This is a genomic window from Sphingomonas sp. SP5, from assembly GCF_058313455.1.
Genome location: NZ_JBZFLF010000002.1, coordinates 77,400 through 93,553, shown reverse-complemented (window position 1 = coordinate 93,553; position 16,154 = coordinate 77,400). Strand labels below are relative to the sequence as shown.

16 protein-coding genes are annotated in these 16,154 nt (G+C 68.1%); 9 read left to right on the top strand and 7 right to left on the bottom strand.

Translation table 11 applies throughout. From position 1 onward, the window contains the following. Window positions 1–52 precede the first annotated feature (52 nt). The gene (gene pdeM / locus AC4GY7_RS04200) at window positions 53–715 is read left to right on the top strand and encodes a ligase-associated DNA damage response endonuclease PdeM (RefSeq protein WP_491112150.1); all 663 of its coding nucleotides are present in this window, start codon (window positions 53–55) and stop codon (window positions 713–715) included. A 51-nt stretch (window positions 716–766) separates the two neighbouring features. Here the strand turns inward: pdeM and msrA are convergent, their stop codons facing one another. The 4 genes from msrA to pabB form a co-directional block, all read right to left on the bottom strand. Further along, complete coding sequence (msrA, locus tag AC4GY7_RS04195) at window positions 767–1,420, bottom strand: peptide-methionine (S)-S-oxide reductase MsrA (RefSeq protein ID WP_491112149.1); 654 nt, start codon at window positions 1,418–1,420, stop codon at window positions 767–769. Window positions 1,421–1,458: 38 nt separating this feature from the next. Then, complete coding sequence (locus AC4GY7_RS04190) at window positions 1,459–1,605, bottom strand: hypothetical protein (protein WP_443584941.1); 147 nt, start codon at window positions 1,603–1,605, stop codon at window positions 1,459–1,461. Between the two features lie 163 nt (window positions 1,606–1,768). Beyond that, on the bottom strand, window positions 1,769–2,968 hold the full coding sequence (locus tag AC4GY7_RS04185; protein WP_491112148.1) for a pyridoxal phosphate-dependent aminotransferase: 1,200 nt from the start codon (window positions 2,966–2,968) through the stop codon (window positions 1,769–1,771). Between the two features lie 39 nt (window positions 2,969–3,007). Continuing rightward, window positions 3,008–4,786 carry an aminodeoxychorismate synthase component I gene (gene pabB, locus AC4GY7_RS04180; protein WP_491112147.1) on the bottom strand — a complete coding sequence of 593 codons (1,779 nt, stop codon included), beginning with the start codon at window positions 4,784–4,786 and terminating at the stop codon, window positions 3,008–3,010. 80 nt (window positions 4,787–4,866) lie between these two features. Between pabB and AC4GY7_RS04175 the strand changes: the two genes are divergently transcribed. Further along, window positions 4,867–5,526, top strand: coding sequence for an MBL fold metallo-hydrolase (locus tag AC4GY7_RS04175; RefSeq protein ID WP_491112146.1), 660 nt, complete (start codon window positions 4,867–4,869; stop codon window positions 5,524–5,526). A 33-nt stretch (window positions 5,527–5,559) separates the two neighbouring features. Here AC4GY7_RS04175 and AC4GY7_RS04170 read toward each other — a convergent pair whose 3' ends face one another. After that, entirely contained in the window at window positions 5,560–5,937 is a 378-nt protein-coding gene (locus AC4GY7_RS04170; protein WP_491112145.1) for a hypothetical protein, read from the bottom strand. A 248-nt stretch (window positions 5,938–6,185) separates the two neighbouring features. On the opposite strand from AC4GY7_RS04170, the gene rpmF reads away from it, so the two are divergent. The 5 genes from rpmF to AC4GY7_RS04145 all read left to right on the top strand — a co-directional run bounded on the left by rpmF (window position 6,186) and on the right by AC4GY7_RS04145 (window position 9,312). Next, a complete protein-coding gene (gene rpmF, locus AC4GY7_RS04165) occupies window positions 6,186–6,365 on the top strand; it encodes a 50S ribosomal protein L32 (protein WP_198354171.1) in 180 nt (59 codons plus the stop codon). A gap of 32 nt (window positions 6,366–6,397) precedes the next feature. Continuing rightward, window positions 6,398–7,429 (top strand): phosphate acyltransferase PlsX, encoded by a 1,032-nt coding sequence (plsX, locus tag AC4GY7_RS04160; protein WP_491112144.1) that lies wholly within the window; start codon window positions 6,398–6,400, stop codon window positions 7,427–7,429. Further along, the gene (locus tag AC4GY7_RS04155; protein WP_491112143.1) at window positions 7,426–8,394 is read left to right on the top strand and encodes a beta-ketoacyl-ACP synthase III; all 969 of its coding nucleotides are present in this window, start codon (window positions 7,426–7,428) and stop codon (window positions 8,392–8,394) included. Before plsX ends, AC4GY7_RS04155 begins: the two co-directional genes overlap by 4 nt. Window positions 8,395–8,659: 265 nt before the next feature. After that, entirely contained in the window at window positions 8,660–8,959 is a 300-nt protein-coding gene (locus AC4GY7_RS04150) for an integration host factor subunit alpha (protein WP_443585172.1), read from the top strand. A gap of 5 nt (window positions 8,960–8,964) precedes the next feature. Beyond that, a complete protein-coding gene (locus AC4GY7_RS04145; protein ID WP_443584934.1) occupies window positions 8,965–9,312 on the top strand; it encodes a MerR family transcriptional regulator in 348 nt (115 codons plus the stop codon). Window positions 9,313–9,488: 176 nt separating this feature from the next. On the opposite strand, the gene AC4GY7_RS04140 is transcribed toward AC4GY7_RS04145, so the two are convergent. Further along, window positions 9,489–10,151, bottom strand: a complete 663-nt coding sequence (locus AC4GY7_RS04140; RefSeq protein WP_491112142.1) for a TetR/AcrR family transcriptional regulator — start codon at window positions 10,149–10,151, stop codon at window positions 9,489–9,491. Between the two features lie 115 nt (window positions 10,152–10,266). On the opposite strand from AC4GY7_RS04140, the gene AC4GY7_RS04135 reads away from it, so the two are divergent. Next, window positions 10,267–12,654 (top strand): TonB-dependent receptor, encoded by a 2,388-nt coding sequence (locus AC4GY7_RS04135; protein WP_491112141.1) that lies wholly within the window; start codon window positions 10,267–10,269, stop codon window positions 12,652–12,654. Window positions 12,655–12,899: 245 nt separating this feature from the next. Further along, the gene (locus AC4GY7_RS04130) at window positions 12,900–14,165 is read left to right on the top strand and encodes a spinster family MFS transporter (RefSeq protein WP_491112140.1); all 1,266 of its coding nucleotides are present in this window, start codon (window positions 12,900–12,902) and stop codon (window positions 14,163–14,165) included. A 148-nt stretch (window positions 14,166–14,313) separates the two neighbouring features. Here the strand turns inward: AC4GY7_RS04130 and AC4GY7_RS04125 are convergent, their stop codons facing one another. Continuing rightward, a complete protein-coding gene (locus AC4GY7_RS04125; RefSeq protein ID WP_491112139.1) occupies window positions 14,314–15,840 on the bottom strand; it encodes a peptide chain release factor 3 in 1,527 nt (508 codons plus the stop codon). Window positions 15,841–16,154 lie beyond the last annotated feature (314 nt).

Here is a 16,154-nt window from a genome sequence, read left to right as displayed (position 1 = left end):
ATGTGTGGATAACGTCTTGATCGGACCGGCCGTTGCGGGCAAAGGCGCGGCGATGGTTCCCTTTTCGTTCGGTGGTCACGCGCTGCTCGCGCTGGCGGAGGGCGCGTTGCTCTGGCCGGCGCGGCGCGCGCTGCTGGTCGCCGACCTGCACTTCGAAAAGGCGAGCTGGTTCGCCGCGCGCGGGCAAATGCTGCCGCCCTATGATTCGCTGGCGACGCTCGCCGACCTGACCCGGCTGGTGCAGGCGACCGGCGCGGAGGAGCTGTGGTGCCTTGGCGACAGCTTCCACGACAGTGCCGGTTGCGACCGCCTGCCGCAGGAGGCGCAGGACCGGCTGCGCGCGCTGACCGGTGGACTGCGCTGGACGTGGATCACCGGCAACCACGATGCCGCTTTGCTCGATCGCTGCGGCGGACGGGTGGTCGACGAGGCGGAGGTCGATGGCCTGGTGCTGCGTCACGAGGCCGATCCGCACGAGACGCGGCCGGAACTCTCCGGCCACTTCCACCCCAAATTACGCGTGCAGGTGCGCGGCAAGCTGGTCGCCCGCCGCTGCTTCGTCGCGACGGCGCGCAAGATCGTGCTGCCGGCGTTCGGTGCGCTGACCGGCGGGCTGGACGTCGATCACCCCGCCCTCACCAAGGCGATCGGCCACGGCGCCGAGGCGCTGGTGCCGGTGGAGCAGCGACTGCTACGCTTCCCGATCGCGGCTTGACGGCGGGGCATCCACATCGCCCGTCATCACGACACGCCGGGATGACGGAAGCTATCGCGCCAGCGTCGGAAACCCGGCCTTGAACGCGGCAACCTTCGGTTTGTCCCAACGTACGATGTACGGATAGGTTGGGTTTCGGTCGTAGAAGTTTTGGTGATAGGCTTCGGCCGGGTAGAAACCGCCGTTTTCGATCCGGGTTACGATCGGTTTGGGGAAGCTCTTCGCCGCGGTCAGCTGGGCGATATAGGCGCGTGCGACCGCCGCCTGCCGCGCATCCTGCGGAAAGATCGCGGACCGGTAGCTCGTGCCGCTATCCGGCCCTTGCCGGTTGAGCTGCGTCGGGTCGTGCGCGATCGAAAAATAGACGCGCAGCAGCGTCGCATAGCTGACGACGCGCGGATCGTAGACCACCCGCACCGCCTCGGCATGCCGCGTCGTCTCGGTCGACACCTGATCGTAGGTCGCGGTGCCGGGCGTGCCGCCGGCATAGCCCGCCGTGACCGAGCGGACGCCCTTCACCCGCTCGAACACCGCCTCCATGCCCCAGAAGCAGCCGCCGGCGAACACCGCGGTCTGCGTCGCGCCGGTGGCCGGCACATCGGCCTTGGCCGCCGGGATCGGCACGGCACGCTCGGCCTCGGCGAAGCCGGTGGAGGCAAGCACGGCAGCCACGGTGCCGGCGACGGGCAACAGGATTTTCAGCATGATCGACAAATGGTGGCGATCATGACCGGCGCCAAGGGTCAGCGGACTGCGACGATCGGCGAGACGGCCGGTGCCGGCTGCACGGCCTGGGCACTGGCCGGCTGCAGCGTCACGACGCCGACGGCACCGATCGCGAAGCCGCCGACGAACTGCCAGAAGAAGCCGGTCTTGAAGATCTTGCGCATGACGCACCTTTATCGTTGTTCGCGCGCCGCCCGCCGGGCTGCACGCCATTCGGGTGCGAGATCGTCCCTCCCGCACCCAGGCTCAATGCCGTTTATAGAAACGCTGCATTAACGCCGCGTGGCGGCGGCGTTCATGCCTCAGCAGGGTTTGGCCGGAGCGGGATTACCGCAGGTCGGCGCAGGCCTGCTGGATGCGGGTGCACGCCTCGCGGAGCAGCGCGTCGGAGGTCGCGTAGCTGATCCGCATCGCCGGCGACAGGCCGAACGCCGCACCCTGTACCGCCGCCACCTTGGCATCGTCGAGCAGATAGGCGACGAAATCCTCGTCGCTGTCGATACGGCGGCCGTTCGGCGTGGTCTTGCCGATCAGCTCGGCGAACGAGGGATAGACGTAGAAGGCGCCTTCCGGCGTCGGGCAGTGCATGCCGGGGATCGCGTTCAGCATGCCGACCACCAGGTCGCGCCGCCCCTGGAACGCGGCGGCACGCTCCTTCAAGAAGTCCTGCGGGCCGTTCAGCGCCGCCACCGCCGCCGCCTGCGCGATCGAGCAGGGGTTGCTGGTCGATTGCGACTGCAACTTGGCCATCGCCTTGATGAGCCAGGGCGCGCCGGCCGCGAAGCCGATCCGCCAGCCGGTCATCGCATAGGCCTTGGAACAACCGTTGACGGTCAGCGTCCGCTCGTACAGCTCCGGGCAGACCTCGGCGATCGTCGCGAAGCGGAAGTCGTCATAGACGATATGCTCGTACATATCGTCGGCGAATATCCACACGTGCGGGTGCCGCGCCAGCACCGCGCCCAGCGCCTTCAGCTCGTCCACCGTATAGGCCGCGCCCGTCGGGTTGGACGGCGAATTGAGGATCACCCACTTGGTGCGCGGGGTGATCGCCGCCTCCAGCGCCTCCGGCGACAGCTTGTAATCCTGCTCCGGCCCGGCGATCGCGAAGACGGGCGTGCCGCCGGCGAACTGCACCACGTCGGGGTAGCTCACCCAGTAAGGCGCGGGGATCACCACCTCGTCGCCCGCATCGACGCTGGCGACGATGGCGTTGAACAGGGTGTGCTTGCCGCCGACGTTCACCGTCACTTGGTCGGTGGTGTAGGTGAGGCTGTTGTCGCGCGCGAACTTGGCGACGATCGCCTGCTTCAGCTCGATCGTACCATCGACGTTGGTGTATTTGGTCTTGCCGTCGCGGATCGCCTGGATCGCCGCGTCCTTGACGAAATCGGGCGTGTCGAAGTCGGGCTCGCCCGCACCCAGGCCGATCACGTCGACGCCGGCCCGCTTCAGCTCCAGCACGCGGCTGGTGATGGCAAGCGTGGGGGACGGGCTGATACGGCCGAGGGCGGCGGAGGGCTTCATGGGTCAGGGCCTTGTGGCGACGAGAAAGAACGCGCGGGCCTATAGCGGCAGCGATGGCTCTTTCGCAATCGCAACAACCGCCGGTATCAACCCGCGCAGCGCATTTCCGACAAAAAATTGCTCGCCGAGGTCGGCAGGCGACAGATTTCGTTCGACGGCACGGCCACTTGCGAGCAATTCCGATCGCAGCACGCCGGGCAGCAGGCCAAGGTCGGCGGACGGCGTGAGCAGCATGCCGTCGCTGTGCGCCGCGAACAGCGAGGTGAAGCTACCCTCGGTCAGCAGGCCGTCCGGCCGGACGAACAGCACCTCGTGCGTTCCCGCCGCGCGCCGCGCCGCATCGTAGAAGCCGCGATCGCTGGTCTTGTGGCGCAGCCGGAAATCGGCCGGATCGACCGGCAACGGCACCAGCGCCACCCGCAGCGGCTCGTCGACCGGCGCAGGCATCGGCGCCGATTCGATCGCGATCGCGCCGCTCTGCGCGAGCAGCAGGCGGATGCGGCAAGGTTCGCGCAGGCGAAAGGTCGCCGCCTGCAATTCGTTGCGCGCCGCATGCCGGTTGAACCGAAAGCCGAGCGCCGCCGCGCTGGCCGTCATCCGCGCCAGATGGCTTTCGAGCAGCGGCAGCCCTTCCTCGGGATCGAAGGCCATCGTCTCGATGAGGTCGAGCGGCGGCTGGCCCGCGGTGACGAAGGCGCCCTTGGCCAGCACCTCCGCCCATTCGTCGTCGGCGCGACTGTCGGCAACGATGCCCGACCCCAGGCCGAGTTCCGCCACCGCCCCCCCGACGGGGATCGCCAGCGTGCGGATCGCCACGTTGAAGGCGGCGTCCCCGCCCGCATCGATCCGGCCGATCGCGCCGGTGTAGACGCCCCGCCCCTGGTCCTCGACCGTGCCGATCACCTCCAGGCTGCGCAGCTTGGGCGCGCCGGTGATCGATCCGCAGGGGAATAGCGCGGCGAGGACATCCACCGCATCCCGTCCCTCGGCCAGCCGCGCCGTGATGGTGGAGGTCATCTGATGCACCGTCGGATAGCTTTCGACGGTGAACAGCGCCGGCACCGCGACGCTGCCGGGTGCCGCGACGCGCGACAGGTCGTTGCGCATCAGGTCGACGATCATCAGGTTTTCGGCGCGCTGCTTGGCATCGGCACCGAGCGTCGCGATCCGCGTCGCATCCTCGTCGGCGGTGTCGGCGCGCGGGGCCGTCCCCTTCATCGGCCGGCAGGTGAGCGCATCCCCCTCCAGCACGAAGAACAGCTCGGGCGACAGCGACAGCAGGTGCCGCGTGCCCGTCGCGACCAGCGCGCCATGGCCGGCCGCCGACGTACCCCGCAGCCGCGCGTACAGCGCCAGCGGATCGCCCGCCACCGCCACATCGGCGCGCAGCGTCAGATTGGCCTGGTAGATATCGCCGGCGCGAATCCATTCCAGCACCCGCGCCAGCGCCTCGTCATAGGCCGCCCGGCCGACACGCGGCACCGGTGCCGTCGCCCAGGCACCGGCGGGGTCGGGCAGCAGCGCCGCAACCTCTGCCGCCTCCATCGCGCGATGATCGCGGAACAGCCCGAACCACAGCAACGGCCCCTCGACCGCCGGCCCCGCCGGCGCCCGCGGCATCAGCGCCGCACCCGCCTCATAGGTCAGATATCCGGCGGCATGCAGCCCGCGCCGCCCGGCCTCGCGCACCCTCTCCAGCGCCGGCACGACATCCTCGATCCGTTCCGCCGTCACGATCTCGGCCGGATCGACATAAAGCCGCGCTCCCGCCCCGCCGGGACGGGCATCGTCGAGCAGCACGAAGGGCGCGGTCAGCATCGTCCGCCAGATGCACGCAGCGCCGGCACCGGCGCAAGCGGCGATTGCCCGAGCGTACGCTCGCCCCTATCTCCCGCGGCATGACCAGCACGACCTTGCGCGCCGCTATCGTCCAGGTGACGCCCTTCCAGCAGAATTGCACCCTGATCTGGTGCACGGAGACGATGAAGGCGGCGATCGTCGATCCGGGCGGCGACCTGCCGCGCATCAAGGCGGCGGTGGCGCAGGCCGGCGTGACGGTGGAAAAGATCCTGCTGACCCACGGCCATATCGATCACGCCGGCGAGGCGAAGCCGCTCGCCGAAGACTTGGGCGTGCCGATCGAAGGGCCGCATGAGGCGGACCGTTTCTGGCTGGCGCGGCTGGACGACGACGGTCGCAACTACGGCATGCCCGGCACCGTGTTCGAACCCGATCGCTGGCTGGTCGAGGGCGATACGGTGACGGTCGGCAACCTGCGGCTCGACGTCTACGAAACGCCCGGTCACACCCAGGGCCATGTCATCTTCCATCACGCGCCCTCGAAGTTCGCGCAGGTCGGCGACGTGCTGTTCCAGGGGTCGGTCGGCCGATCGGACATGCCGGGCGGCAACCACAAGCAGCTGATCGAGACGATCGTCACCAAGCTGTGGCCGCTGGGCGACGACACCGCCTTCATCCCTGGCCACGGCAACCCCAGCACCTTCGCCCACGAACGCGCGCACAACATGTTCGTCAGCGATCGCGCGCTGGCGGAGTAGGCGCGCCCGGGCGGGCGGGCCTACTCCAGCCGCTCACGCGCCGACCGGCAGCAGCTTGCCCGTCTCCCGGTCCAGCCCGCGCGCGGTGATCACGTCGAGCGCGGTCGCCGCGATCACGAACAGCAGCGATCCCCAGACCGCCGTGTTGCGGGGATGTGCCCTGGCCGCCAGACCCAGCGCGCCGAGGTCCATCGCATCGCCCGCCACGCGGTTCCACACGTTGGTCGACACCGCCGGCGCCGCGAGCAGGTTGACGCCCGCCAGCATCTCGCGCGCGCCGAAGCCCTTGATGAGGCCTTCGTGGCCTTCTGCCTCCAGCGCACGGGCGATGCGCCGCGATCCAAACAGTTCGGTCACGCCCAGCGCGATCGAGAACACCCCGAGGCCCAAACCTAAAGCTTTGAAATTCATGACAACTCTCCGTTCAACCGCCGATGGCCTGAACGGCAGGGCACGCGCGGTGTTCCGCTATTCGCAAGGCCTTGCGCACGGATCGCGACGGGCTTCGGCTTGCAACCGCTCGGAATATCGCTATAGGCCCGCGCTTCGCGATGCGTCCGGTTGTCGGTGGCGTCCAGCAGTCGGTGCCTTGCCGATCGCCGGCACGTGCCGTAGGGCGCATCTCAATTCCGTAAGCCGATCAGACACAAGGTGCCGAAATGGCCGTCCCCAAGCGAAAGACCTCCCCCTCCAAGCGCGGCATGCGTCGCGGCCACGATTCGCTGAGCATCGAATCGTTCCAGGAGTGCCCGAACTGCGGCGAGCTGAAGCGCCCGCACAACCTGTGCACCGCCTGCGGCCATTACAACGGCCGCGAGATCGTCTCGGTCGAGGGCTGACGCCCTCCCCTTACTCGGATAAGCGCTGAACCATGCCCGACAACTCCTGGATCGCCGTCGATGCGATGGGCGGCGACGAGGGGCTGGAGGTCATGCTCGCCGGCGTCGCGGTTGCGCGGCGGCGGTTCGAGGGCATGCGCTTCCTGCTGGTGGGCGACGAGGCGGCGGTGGCGGAGGGGCTGAAAGGCCATCCCAACCTCGCCCATGCGAGCGAGATCGTCCACGCGCCCGAGACCGTCGGGTCGAGCGACAAGCCGAGCCAGGCGATCCGCCGTGCCAAGACCACCTCGATGGGCATCGCCATCGATCTGGTCAAGCAGGGCCGCGCCGGCGCGGCCGTGTCGTCGGGCAACACCGGCGCCTTGATGGCAATGGCCAAGCTCGCGCTGCGCACGCTGCCCGGTATCGACCGGCCGGCGCTCGCGGCGCCGCTGCCGACGCTCGGCGACAATGACGTGGTGATGCTCGACCTGGGTGCGAATACCGAGGTGGATGCGCGCAACCTCGTCCAGTTCGCGGTGATGGGCGCCGCCTATGCCCGCACCATCCTCGACCTCGATTCGCCGCGCGTCGCGCTGCTCAACATCGGCAGCGAGGACCAGAAGGGTACGGACGAGATCCGCGACGCCGCCGCCGTGCTGCGCGGGCAGAGCCACCTCCCCCTCACCTTCACCGGCTTCGTCGAGGGCAACCAGCTTGCCCGCGGCAATCACGACGTGATCGTGTGCGACGGCTTTGCCGGCAATATCGCGCTGAAGACGGCAGAGGGCACGGCGCGCTTCGTCGCCGACCTGCTGAAGCGCGCGTTCCGATCGTCGGTCCGCTCCAAGGTCGGCTTCCTGATCTCCCGCCCGGCGACCGAATTGCTGCGCGACCACCTCGACCCCAACAACCACAATGGCGCGGTCTTCCTCGGCCTCAACGGCATCGTCGTGAAGAGCCATGGCAGCGCCAACGAGCGCGGCGTCGCCACCGCGATCGGCAATGCCGCCAAGATGGTGCGCGCCGACCTCACCCGCCGCATCGCCGACGACCTCGGCAATTTCGAGAAGAGAGCCGCATGATCCGCTCGGTCGTCCTCGGCACCGGATCGGCGCTTCCGGCGCAGCGCGTCGCCAATGCCGATCTCGAGCAGCGACTCGACACCAGCGATGCCTGGATCGTCGAGCGCACCGGCATCCGCTTCCGCCACATCGCCGCCGCGCACGAGACGACGGCGACGCTCGCCGCCGACGCCTGCCGCGCCGCGCTGGAGGCGGCCGATATGCGCGCGCAGGACATCGACCTGATCGTGCTGGCGACCGCCACCCCCGACCAGACCTTTCCGTCGAGCGCCACCAAGGTGCAGGCGATGCTCGGCATCGACGATTGCGTCGCGTTCGACGTGGCGGCGGTGTGTTCCGGCTTCCTCTACGCGGTGCAGGTCGCCGACGCGATGCTGCGCACCGGCATTCACCGCCGCGCATTGGTGATCGGCGCGGAGACGTTCAGCCGCCTGCTCGACTGGGAGGACCGCACCACCGCGGTGCTGTTCGGCGACGGCGCCGGTGCGATCGTGCTGGAAGGGCAGGAGAGCGATTCGGATACCGGCCGCGGCATCCTTGCCACCAAGCTGCATGCCGACGGCCGCCATAACGAGCTGCTCTACGTCGACGGTGGCCCCTCGACGACCGGCACGGTCGGCAAGCTGCGCATGAAGGGTCGCGAAGTCTTCCGCCACGCGGTGGTCAATCTGGCCGCGGTGATGGAAGAAACGCTGGTGATCGCCGGGCTGAGTGCCGCCGACGTCGACTGGGTCGTCCCGCATCAGGCCAACGCCCGCATCCTTGATGCCACCAGCCGCAAGCTTGGCCTGCCGCCGGAAAAGGTGGTGGTGACCGTCGATCGCCACGCCAACACCTCGGCCGCGTCGGTGCCGCTGGCGCTTGATACGGCGGTCCGCGACGGGCGTATCCGCGAAAATCAGATCGTCGTGCTGGAGGCGATGGGCGGCGGCTTCACCTGGGGCGCAGCCGTCCTGCGCTTCTAGGCGCGACGCAACCCGGCACGCTGACGGTATGCGTGTCCCGATCAGGGGCACGCCGCCCTTCCCATATCAGCCGTCAAGACGATGTTCGGACAGGAGCGGGGTGAAAGCCGCTTGAAATCGCTGCAAATCGGCTCGTTCGTCGGCGTCTTGACCGCCGCTAAAGCCCATTTTGAGCATGGTAACGGAAAAGTCACTTTCTGACACGTTTCATCTGGTGTATCCTGTGCACGGGCTTTTTAGCGAGTGGAGTGGGGCAAGCGTGTTGATGACTACCGCCGGCACGTTGACGCGGGCCGATCTTTCAGAGGCTTTGCACCGGCAAATCGGGCTGTCGCGCAGCGACTCGGCCAAGATCGTCGAACAGATTCTGGGCGAAATGTGCGATGCACTGGCGCGCGGCGAGAACGTCAAGATCTCCGGATTCGGCACGTTCGTGCTGCGCGACAAGGGCGAGCGGATCGGACGCAATCCCAAGACGGGCATCGAAGTACCGATCGCACCGCGCCGCGTGCTGACGTTCCGCGCCAGCCAGATGATGCGCGAACGCATCGTCGCCCCTAGCTGAGCCGCATGCCGCCTGGCACGGTGAAGGCGGACGGCGCGTTCCGGACGATCGGGGAGGTGTCGGCGGAAACCGGCCTACCCCAGCACATCCTGCGCTATTGGGAAACGCGCTTTCCCCAGCTGCGACCCGTGACCCGCGCCGGCAACCGGCGCTATTACCGGCCGGAGGATGTCGCGCTCGTCCGCCGCATCGACGACCTGCTGAACCGCAAGGGCTATACCGTGCGCGGCGTGCAGCAATTGCTGCTCACCGAAACCGCCGCTCCCGATGACGGCGACGCAGGCACCGCCGCGCTGATCGCCATCCGCAACCGCCTGGCGCAAGCCCTGCGCACGGACGAACGCGCCGACTGACGGCGGCATGGCGGCTTGCCGGCGTTGGCACTGGCGGCCCGACGTTTCGCGCAAGTCGCGTCACGCGCGATGCGGATCGTCCTCCTGAAACCTAATCGGGCGGATGATTGTCTCTAAAATCCGTTCGTGCTGAGCCTGTCGAAGCACGGTGAGACTCACGCCGTCCGCCGCCTCGATCACCGCCCGCCGTCGGCGCCATCGCGCCCGCGCGGCGCCAAGCCGTCGCGCAACAGGCTCGCCGCGCTGTCGGCGACGTCATCCACGCCGCGATCCTCATCCCACACGCCGTAGCGCAGGCCGAGGAACACGTTCATGCCCATGATCGCCCAGGCATGCACGTCCGATACGTCGCCGCGGACCTCGCCGCGCGCCGCGGCCGCGGTCAGCCGCGCCTCGATCCGCTCCGCGGTCGAGGCATAATGGCGGCGGAAGCTTTCGACATCGACGAATTCGGCCTCATCGATGATACGATAGATCTCCTTGTGCCGCCGCACGAAGCCGATGAACTGGGCAAGGCCCGCCCGCTCGGCCGCGATGCCGTCGTCTGCCGCCTGGATCGCCGGCGCAACATGATCGCGCACCTGGGCGGAAAGATCGGTGACGAGCGCGCGGAACACCGCGTCCTTCGAATCGAAATAGGTGTAGAAGCTGCCCAGCGCCACGCCGGCGCGCCGCGTGATCGCGCTGATCGACGCATCGTGAAAGCCGCGCTCGCCGAATTCCAGTGCCGCCGCGTCGAGCAGCGCGCGCAGCGTCTTGCGGCCGCGCGCCGTCCGCGGCGCCTTTGCGGCCATCGCGTCGTCGCTCCCGGTCGCGTCCTGCCCCTGTGCGCCCGTCATCGCCGCCTCCCCTCACATCCCAAGTTGAATCCTGGTTCAGGTTTCACTATAGCCTTCCCGACAGGCGTACAACCCGGGTCTACCGGACGGCGCCGTGACAGAGGGGATGAAGTCCATGAAGGCGCGCACGTCCACGTTCCTGATGCTCGGTGCGGCCGCGGCGGCGCTGCTCGCCATGCCGGCCGCCGCGCAGGTCGCACCCACCGATACCGCGAGCGACAGCCGCGATGGCGCTGCGGCGGCGCAGACCACGCCCAACACCAGCGACACGCCGGTCGAGGATAGCGGCGATATCGTCGTCACCGCGCGCCGCCGCGCAGAGACGCTGCTGAGCGTGCCGATCGCGGTCACCGCCTTTTCCGCGGACAAGCTGGACAAGATCGGCGCGGTGGACCTCACCGACCTGCAGAACGTCACGCCCAACACGACGCTGAAGGCGGCGCGCGGCACCAATTCGACGCTCGCCGCCTTCATCCGCGGCGTCGGCCAGCAGGATCCGGTGCCGGGCTTCGAATCGGGTGTCGGCATCTATCTCGACGATGTCTACCTCAACCGTCCGCAGGCAGCCGCCCTGGATATCTACGATGTCGACCGGATCGAGGTGCTGCGCGGGCCGCAGGGCACGCTCTACGGCCGCAACACGATCGGCGGCGCGGTGAAATATGTCACCAAGCGGCTGCCCGACGATCCCGAGGTGCGGGTAAAGGCCAATTACGGCTCGTACGACCAGGCCGACGGCATCGTCGCTCTGTCGGCGCCGATCGGCGACCTCATCAAGCTGGGCGTCGCCGGCGCGCGGCTCAGCCGCGGCGGCTTCGGGCGCAACACCAACCTCAACATCGACAATTACAACAAGGATATCTGGGCGGCACGCGGCACGGTGGAATTCGAATCGCCCGACACGCGGCTGTTCGTGCGCATCACCGGCGATTACACCCACGACCGGAGCAACCCGCGCAACGGCCATCGGTTGATCCCCGGCCTCCTGTCGGGCGCGCCGGTGCTCACCGACGTGTTCGACACGCGCGCCGGGCTGACCTTCCCCAGGCAGGACATCAAGGCCGGCGGCCTGTCGATGACCGCCAATGCGCAGCTGAGCGACCACCTGACGCTGCGCAGCATCAGCGCGTGGCGCAAGGACGACAGCTTCACGCCGATCGATTTCGATGCCCTGCCCGCGGTCGACGTCGACGTGCCCGCGATCTACCGCAACGAACAGACCAGTCAGGAATTCCAGCTGCTCTACAGCTCGGACAGGCTGAACGGCCTCGTCGGCTATTATTATCTGGGCGCCAAGGCATTGACCGGCTTCGGCGTGCTGCTGTCCACCACCCTGCCCGGCTTCGATGCCTATACCGCGGGCGACGTGCGCACCGAAACCTCGTCGGTCTATGGCGACTTCACCTTCGACTTCACGTCGCAGTTCAGCCTGTCGCTCGGCGGCCGCTATACGTGGGATGAGCGCCAGTCCTACGTGTTCAAGGCGAACTACATCGGCCTCACTTCTGAATTCGGCGGCACCCCGGTGCCGTTCGGCGCACCGGCGACCGACTTCCGCGGCAAGGCGAACTTCAAGCGCTTCACCCCGCGTGCGTCGCTGAGCTTCAAGCCGGCGGAGGATCACCTGCTGTATGTGTCCTATGCCGAAGGGTTCAAGGGCGGCGGCTTCGATCCGCGCGGCTCGGGCACCTCGGCCCCGATCAGCAATCCTGCCGCGGGTCGCACTTATCAGGACATCTACAATTACCTGCTGTTCCGCCCGGAGACGGTGACCAGCTACGAAGCCGGCTACAAGGGCGCCGCGTTCGACCATCGGCTGACCTGGGCACTGGCCGGCTTCTACTCGAACTATACCGACGTACAGGTACCGGGGTCGGTCGGCTGCCTGCAGAACGGCGTCCAAAGCTTCTGCGGCATCACCACCAACGCGGCCAAGGCGCGGATCAAGGGCGTCGAGCTGGAGAGCACCGCCATCCTGGCGCGCGATTTCGCCGGGGCGGGTTCGTCGGTCGCGCTCAACGGCACGCTCGGCTATATCGATGCGCGCTACCGCCGCTTCATCGGCCCGACCGGGGTGGACGTCGCCAACGTCCGCGTCTTCCAGAACACGCCGAAATGGACCGCGTCCGGCACGCTGACCGGGAACGTGCCGGTCGCCGGCGGGCTCGTCACCGCCAATTCCACCGTCTCCTACCGCAGCCTCACGCACCAGTTCGAGACGGCGAGCCCCTTCCTCGACCAGCCGGGCTATACCCTGCTCGACGCCGGCATCACCTATGCCTTTGGCGAGGGGCGGCGCTATTCGATCGGCGTGTACGGCAAGAACCTGACCGACAAGCATTACAAGACCAGCGGCTACCAGTATATCAACAGCACGATCGCGGGCGTGCCGATCCTGACCGCGGCAGGCGGCTACACGCCGACGCTGGGCAGGGAAGGCGTCGCTACCGCCTTCTACGGCAATCCGCGGCAGGTGTTCCTCAGCCTCGGGGCGAAGTTCTAGCGTATCGATCGGTAAACCGGCCCACCCTGTTCCGTTTGCCCGGAGCCTGTCGAAGGGCTGCCACAGGCCGTACGTTTGCGGCACGGTGCCCTTCGACAGGCTCGGGGCGAACGGATGAGGTTGAAGCGCGCCACACCAAGGACGCGAAGAACCAGATGATCGTCATCCTGCGCAGGGGGGATGACGGTATGGGGCCGGTGGCACACAGTGATGGCCGCACCTGGCAAGCGAAAGGCAAGAGCGACGTGACCACTCCCGCCCCCTCCCCCCGCTACCGCGCGCTCGTGCTGGCGATGCTGCTCGTCGTCTACACGTTCAACTTCCTCGACCGGCAGATCCTCGGCATCCTCGCCCAGCCGATCAAGGCGGAGCTGCACCTCAGCGATACGCAGCTGGGCCTGCTCGGCGGCCTCGCCTTCGCGCTGCTCTATTCGACGTTGGCCATTCCCCTGGCGCTGATCGCCGACCGCACCAGCCGCAGCTGGGTCATCACCATCAGCCTGGGCATCTGGAGCGCCTTTACCGCCTTGTGCGGGCTCGCCACCGGCTTCTGGCAATTCTTCCTGTTCCGGCTCGGCGTGGGCGTTGGCGAAGCGGGCGGCGTGGCGCCGTCCTATGCGATGATCGCCGACTATTTCCCGCCGCAGCAGCGCGGCCGGGCGCTGTCGATCTATTCGCTCGGCATCCCCGTCGGCTTGGCGGCCGGGGCGCTGCTCGGCGGGCTGCTGGCGAGCGCGGTCGACTGGCGCTGGGCGTTCACCGCGGTCGGCCTTGCCGGCGTGGTGCTGGCGCCGATATTCCGCCTGATCGTGAAGGAGCCGCCGCGCGGGCTGTTCGACCCTGCCGCGGTGGCAAAGGCCGAACGGGTGTCGGTGTGGGCGGTGTTCGGCATCCTCGCTGCCAAGCGCAGCTTCTGGCTGATGAGCTTCGCCGCATCGTTCAGTTCGCTGTGTGGCTATGGCCTCGCCTTCTGGATACCGTCGGTGCTGATCCGTTCGTTCGGCTTCACGCTGCTCACCGCCTCGCAATATGTCGGATCGCTGCTGCTGATCGGCGGCACGATCGGCGTGTTCGCCGGCGGCTGGCTCGCCGACAGGCTCGGCGCGGCGGATCGCGGCGTCTATGCCCGGCTGCCGGCGATCGCCTGGCTGGTGACGGTGCCGCTGTTCGCCGCCGGCCTCACCAGCGGATCGGCGACGCTGTCTTGGTTCCTGTTCCTGATCCCCAACGGGCTCAACATCCTGTGGCTGGGGCCGGTGACGACCGCGGTCCAGCATCTGGTGCCGCCGCCGATGCGCGCCACCGCCTCGGCGAGCTTCCTGTTCATCAACAATCTGATCGGCCTTGGGCTGGGATCGCTGGTGATGGGCCGGCTGTCGGACGCGATGACCGCGGTGCATGGCGACGACGCGCTGCGCTATGCGACGACCTATGCGCTGGGCTTCTACCTGGTCGCGGCGGCGCTGATGCTGCTCGCGGTGCGGCCGCTGAGGCGCGATTGGGTGGGCTGAGAAAGAGCGGACTTATTAGCATCTCCACACCGTCATCCCGGCGCACGCCGGGATCCATGGACAGCGCGCCATCGGCGTCGACGCGCCACCGCCAGCCACTCGCCACCATGGATCCCGGCGTTCGCCGGGATGACGGTGGAGGCTGCCGCTACCGCTCGCGCGTCGCGGCGAAGCGAACCTTGCTGTAGCGATCGGCGATATAGCCGACCTCCCACGCGCTCTTCGCCAGGAACACCGGGTTGCCGTCGCGGTCCTTGGCCATCGCCGCGCGGTTGAGGTCGGCGAAGTCCTTGAGGTCGGACGGGTTCTCCGCCGAGATCCAGCGCGCCGTCTCGAACGGCGCCGGCTCCAGCCCGGCGGCGACCTTGTATTCCACCTCCAGCCGGCTGAGCAGCACCTCGAGTTGCAGCTGGCCGACGACGCCGATGATCCAGTTGGAGCCGATCTCCGGGTAGAAGACCTGCGTCACCCCCTCCTCGGCCATGTCGTCGAGCGCCTTGCGCAGCTGCTTGGTCTTGGTCGGGTCCTTGAGCGCCACACGGCGCAGGATCTCGGGCGCGAAATTGGGCAGGCCGGTGAAGCGCACGTCGGCGCGCTCCGACAGCGTGTCGCCGACGCGCAGCGTGCCGTGGTTGGGGATGCCGATGATGTCGCCGGGAAACGCCTCGTCCGCCACTTCGCGGTTCTGCGCGAAGAACAGGATCGGCGAATGCACCGCGATCGGCTTGCCGTGGCCCGTGGGGGTCAGCTTCATGCCGCGCTTGAACGTCCCCGAACACAGCCGCATGAAGGCGATGCGGTCGCGGTGGTTGGGATCCATGTTCGCCTGCACCTTGAAGACGAAGCCGGTGACCTCGTCGTTCTCGGGCGCGACCGGCGCCGGCTCGGCGGGCTGCGGGCGCGGCGGCGGCGCATGCTCGGCGAGCGCACCGATCAGCTCGGCGACGCCGAAGTCCTTCAATGCGGAGCCGAAATACACCGGCGTCAGGTCGCCGTTGCGATACGCCTCGGCATCGAACGCGGCATAGCCGGCCTGCGCCAGCTCGATCTCTTCGGCCCAGCGGTCCGACAGCTGCGGGTCCGCCTCCGTCTTGCCGTGGAAGGCGCGGCTGTCGCCCTCCGGCCGGCTGATGCGGTTGGTGGTGAGGTCGAGCACGCCTTCGAATTCGCCGCCCATGCCGACCGGCCAGCTCATCGGCGCGACGTCCAGCGCCAGCATGTCGGCGATCTCGTCGAGCAGCTCGAACACCGGGCGGCCTTCGCGATCGACCTTGTTGACGAAGGTGATGATCGGCACGGAGCGCAGGCGGCAGACCTCGAACAATTTGCGCGTCTGCGGCTCGATGCCCTTGGCGGCGTCGATCACCATCACCGCCGAATCGACCGCGGTCAGCGTGCGGTAGGTGTCTTCCGAAAAGTCCTCGTGGCCCGGCGTGTCGAGCAGGTTGAAGGTGATGCCGTCCCGTTCGAACGTCATCACCGACGAGGTGACGGAGATGCCGCGCTGCTGCTCGATCTTCATCCAGTCGGATCGCGCGCGCCGGTTCGCCCCGCGCGCCTTCACCTCGCCGGCGAGGTGGATCGCGCCGCCGAAATACAGCAGCTTCTCGGTCAGCGTCGTCTTGCCGGCGTCGGGGTGGGAGATGATCGCGAAAGTGCGGCGGGGCGAGGTCACGGGCGGCGATATCCAAAAGGCGCGCGACTCGGGCGAGCGGCGCGGAAGTTGGCGAAGTTGACACTACGTCGGGGCTGGAATCGCCCGCCGCGGTTCGCCCGCCGGATGAGCGACGAGGTGCAGCGGACGTTGGTCATGCGCGCCCATTGGCAGATTTGCGCGCCGTAGGACAGATGTTTGCGGACCGCGCACAGGAACCGCACCGTCATCCCCGCGCAGGCGGGGATCCATAGTGGATACCCCTTCGGCTCCTGCGGCACCCGGCGTGATTATGGATCCCCGCCTGCGCGGGGATGACGGCATAGGGAAGCGTC